This is a genomic window from Azospirillum sp. TSH64 (genome assembly GCF_003116035.1).
GTDB lineage: Bacteria > Pseudomonadota > Alphaproteobacteria > Azospirillales > Azospirillaceae > Azospirillum.
The window spans coordinates 6,829,771-6,834,007 of the sequence record NZ_LGQW01000015.1 but is presented as its reverse complement, the minus strand read 5'-3'; the positions used below and the strand labels follow the sequence as shown (position 1 = coordinate 6,834,007).

General features: G+C 66.7%; 3 protein-coding genes. All 3 read left to right on the top strand.

Annotation, left to right across the window (positions count from 1 at the left end; translation table 11 throughout):
- A partial coding sequence (sucD, locus tag TSH64_RS32070; protein WP_109453238.1) for a succinate--CoA ligase subunit alpha occupies positions 1 to 700 on the top strand: 700 nt, incomplete at its 5' end.
- 306 nt (positions 701 to 1,006) lie between these two features.
- On the top strand, positions 1,007 to 3,961 hold the full coding sequence (locus TSH64_RS32065) for a 2-oxoglutarate dehydrogenase E1 component (protein WP_109451252.1): 2,955 nt from the start codon (positions 1,007 to 1,009) through the stop codon (positions 3,959 to 3,961).
- Positions 3,962 to 4,004: 43 nt separating this feature from the next.
- Positions 4,005 to 4,237 (top strand): biotin/lipoyl-containing protein (locus TSH64_RS36060; protein WP_348770335.1); only part of this gene is annotated, 233 nt, incomplete at its 3' end.

Sequence of the window (4,237 nt, the reverse complement as noted above, 5' to 3'; positions counted from 1 at the left end):
GGCGGTCGAGAAGACCGGCGCCAACGCCTCCGTGATCTACGTGCCGCCGCCGTTTGCGGCCGACGCGATCCTGGAAGCCATCGACGCCGAGATCCCGCTGGTGGTCTGCATCACCGAGGGCATCCCGGTGCTGGACATGGTCCGCGTCAAGCGTGCGCTCAACGGCTCCGCCACCCGCCTGATCGGCCCGAACTGCCCCGGCATCATCACGCCGGACGAGTGCAAGATCGGTATCATGCCGGGCCACATCCACAAGCGCGGCAAGATCGGCATCGTCTCGCGCTCCGGCACGCTGACCTATGAAGCCGTCGCGCAGACCACGGCGGCCGGCCTCGGCCAGACCACCTGCATCGGCATCGGCGGCGACCCGGTCAACGGCACCAACTTCGTCGACAGCCTGGAGCTGTTGGTGAAGGACCCGGAGACGGAGGGCATCATCATGATCGGCGAGATCGGCGGCGACGCCGAAGTCCGCGGCGCCGAGTTCATCAAGGCCTCGGGCACCAAGAAGCCGGTCGTCGGCTTCATCGCCGGCCGCACGGCTCCTCCGGGACGCCGCATGGGCCATGCCGGTGCGGTGATCTCCGGCGGCAACGACACCGCCGACTTCAAGATCGACTTCATGAAGTCGGTCGGCATCGCCGTCGCCGACAGCCCCGCCAGCCTGGGCTCCACCATGCTGAAGGTGTTCAAGGGCTGATCGCCGGCGGGCGTCACGGCGACGTGACGCCCGCGGCCTCATGCCTTTGAAAAGAGGACGCCTTTCGAAGAGGTTGACGGGCGGGACGCTGCGGTGCCCCGCCCGACGCCCCTTCGGCCTATCCTCTTGGACGGTTGGTCCTGGGAACCCATATGCAAGCGTCGGCGGTGCGTACGGCATCCCACCTCGCATCCCACCGGCTCCCCTCGCCGGTTCTTGCACATGGGTATCCATCGATCTCCCGCCCCCTTCATCACTCGCGATCATCTCCCACAGGGAATCGGGCTCACGGCCCGAGGTGAAACCATGTCGGCAAATCTGGAACAGACCTCGTTCCTCTTCGGCTCGAACGCCGGTTACGTCGCCGAGCTCTACGCCAGCTACCTGTCCAACCCGGCCGCCGTCGACCCCAGCTGGAACAGCTTCTTCCAGGATCTGGACGAGGATTCGCGCGCCGTCCTGGACGAGCTGCGCGGCGCGTCCTGGACCGTGTCCGATCTGGAGGACCCCAAGGCCAAGCGCGACCCGGTCGCCGAGAGCTTCATCGTCGCCGTCCCCAACGGCGCCGCTACGAACGGCGCCGCCGCGGCGATGAACGGCCCCGGCAACGGCGCCATGCTGTCCCACACCCAGCAGGTCTATGGCGGCATCAGCCCGCAGCAGCTGCGCGCCGCCACGCTGGACAGCATCCGCGCCCTGATGCTGATCCGCGTCTTCCGCGTCCGCGGCCACATGAACGCGCATTTCGACCCGCTGGGTCTGGAGAAGCGCGAGCCGCACCCGGAACTGGATCCGGCGACCTACGGCTTCGGCCCGGACGACCTCGACCGTCCGATCTTCCTGAACTACTCGCTCGGGCTGGAAACGGCGACGCTGCGCCAGATCCTCGACATCCTGCACAAGACCTATTGCGGGACGATCGGCGTCGAGTTCATGCACATCCAGGACCCGGAAGAGAAGGCCTGGATCCAGGAGCGCATCGAGGGCGGCCGCAACCACACCGACTTCACGGTGAACGGCAAGCGCGCCATCCTGGAGCGGCTGACCGCGGCCGAGGGCTTCGAGAAGTTCCTGCAGCTGAAATACACCGGCACCAAGCGCTTCGGCCTTGAGGGCGGCGAGTCGATGATCCCCGCGCTGGAGCAGATCCTGAAGCGCGGCGGCCAGCTCGGCCTGAAGGAGGCCGTCGTCGGCATGGCCCACCGCGGCCGTCTGAACATGCTGACCAACTTCATGGGCAAGCCCTTCTCCGCCGTCTTCTCGGAGTTCCAGGGCAACCCGTCGAGCCCCGAGGACGTCCAGGGCTCCGGCGACGTGAAGTACCATCTCGGCACCTCGTCGGACCGCGACTTCAACGGCAACATCGTCCACCTGTCGCTGACCGCCAACCCGTCCCACCTGGAATGGGTCAACCCGGTCGTGCTGGGCAAGGTGCGCGCCAAGCAGCAGCAGCGCCGCGACCTCGAGCGCGAGCAGGTGATGGGCGTGCTGATCCACGGCGACGCCGCCTTCGCCGGCCAGGGCATCGTGGCCGAGACGCTGGGCCTGTCGGAGCTGCGCGGCTACCGCACCGGCGGCACCATGCACTTCATCATCAACAACCAGATCGGCTTCACCACCAACCCGACCTATTCGCGGTCGGGCGTGTACTGTTCCGACATGGCCAAGATGGTGCAGGCGCCGATCTTCCACGTGAACGGCGACGATCCCGAAGCCGTCGTCCATGTCAGCCGCATCGCCATCGAGTTCCGCCAGAAGTTCAAGCGGGACGTCGTGATCGACATGGTCTGCTACCGCCGCCACGGCCACAACGAGGGCGACGAGCCGGGCTTCACCCAGCCGATCATGTACAAGAACATCCGCTCCCACGCGACCACGCGCGAGCTGTATGCCAAGCAGCTGGTGGCGGAGAACGTGATCACCCAGTCCGAGGGCGACCAGATCACCCAGGACTTCATGAAGAAGCTGGAGGGTGAGTTCGAGGCGTCCAGCACCTACAAGCCGAACAAGGCCGACTGGCTGGAAGGCAAGTGGGCCGGGCTGGAGGCGCAGGGCGCCAACACCGCCCACCGCGGCGAGACCGGCGTGGACCTCGACAAGCTGAAGCAGATCGGCTTCAAGCTCTGCGAGTACCCGAAGGACTTCGCGATCAACTCCAAGATCGCGCGCCAGCTGGAAGCCAAGAAGAAGACGCTGGAGACCGGCGAGGGCATCGACTGGGCGACCGCCGAGGCGCTGGCCTACGGCACGCTGGTCGCCGAGGGCACCGGTGTGCGCCTGTCGGGCCAGGATTCCGGCCGCGGCACCTTCTCGCACCGCCATGCGGTGATGTACGACCAGAACACCGAAGAGAAATACGTCCCGCTCTGCCACGTCAGCCCGGACCAGGCGACCTTCGAGGTCCATGACAGCCCGCTGTCGGAAGCCGCCGTCGTCGGCTACGAGTACGGCTATTCGCTGGCCGAGCCGCACAATCTGGTCCTGTGGGAAGCGCAGTTCGGCGATTTCGCCAACACCGCGCAGACCATCATCGACCAGTTCATCTCGTCGGGCGAGTCCAAGTGGCTGCGCATGTCCGGCCTGGTGCTGCTGCTGCCGCACGGCTACGAGGGCCAGGGTCCGGAACACTCGTCCGCCCGTCCGGAACGCTTCCTGCAGATGTGCGCCGAGGACAACTGGCAGATCTGCAACGTGACGACGCCGGCCAACCTGTTCCACGTCTTCCGCCGCCAGATCCGCCGCAGCTTCCGCAAGCCGCTGGTCCTGTTCACGCCGAAGTCGCTGCTGCGCCACAAGCTGTGCATCTCCGACCTGTCGGAGATGGGTCCGGGCAGCAGCTTCCACCGCGTGCTGGGCGAGACCGCCAACGATCTGGCCGCCAACGACAAGATCCGCCGCATCGTGGTGTGCTCCGGCAAGGTCTATTACGACCTGCTGCAGGAGCGCATGAGCCGCGGCATCAAGGACGTCGTCATCCTGCGCCTGGAACAGCTCTACCCGTTCCCGAAGGACGCGCTGGCCGCCGAGTTCGCCAAGTATCCGAACGCCGAGCTGGTCTGGTGCCAGGAAGAGCCGGAAAACCAGGGCGCCTGGTTCTTCGCCGACCGCCGCCTGGAAGCCGTGCTGAAGGATGTCGGCCACAAGGCCGGCCGCCCGTCCTACGTCGGCCGCCCGGCCACCGCCTCGCCGGCGACCGGCCTGCTGAAGCGCCACAACAAGGAGCAGGCCAAGCTCCTGGATGAAGCCCTGACGGTCCGCTGACCCTCTCGCCCAAGCGAACAAGAAGACGAACGAGGAATAAGAAATGGCTACCGAAATCAAGGTCCCCACGCTGGGTGAGTCCGTCTCCGAGGCGACGGTCGCCCGCTGGCTGAAGAAGGCCGGCGAGGCCGTCGCCATGGACGAGGCGCTGGTCGAGCTGGAGACCGACAAGGTCACGCTCGAGGTGAACGCCCCGGCCGCCGGCGTGCTGGCCGAGATCGTCGCCGCGGAAGGTGCGAACGTCGAGGTCGGCGCCCTGCTGGGCGTGCTGACCGA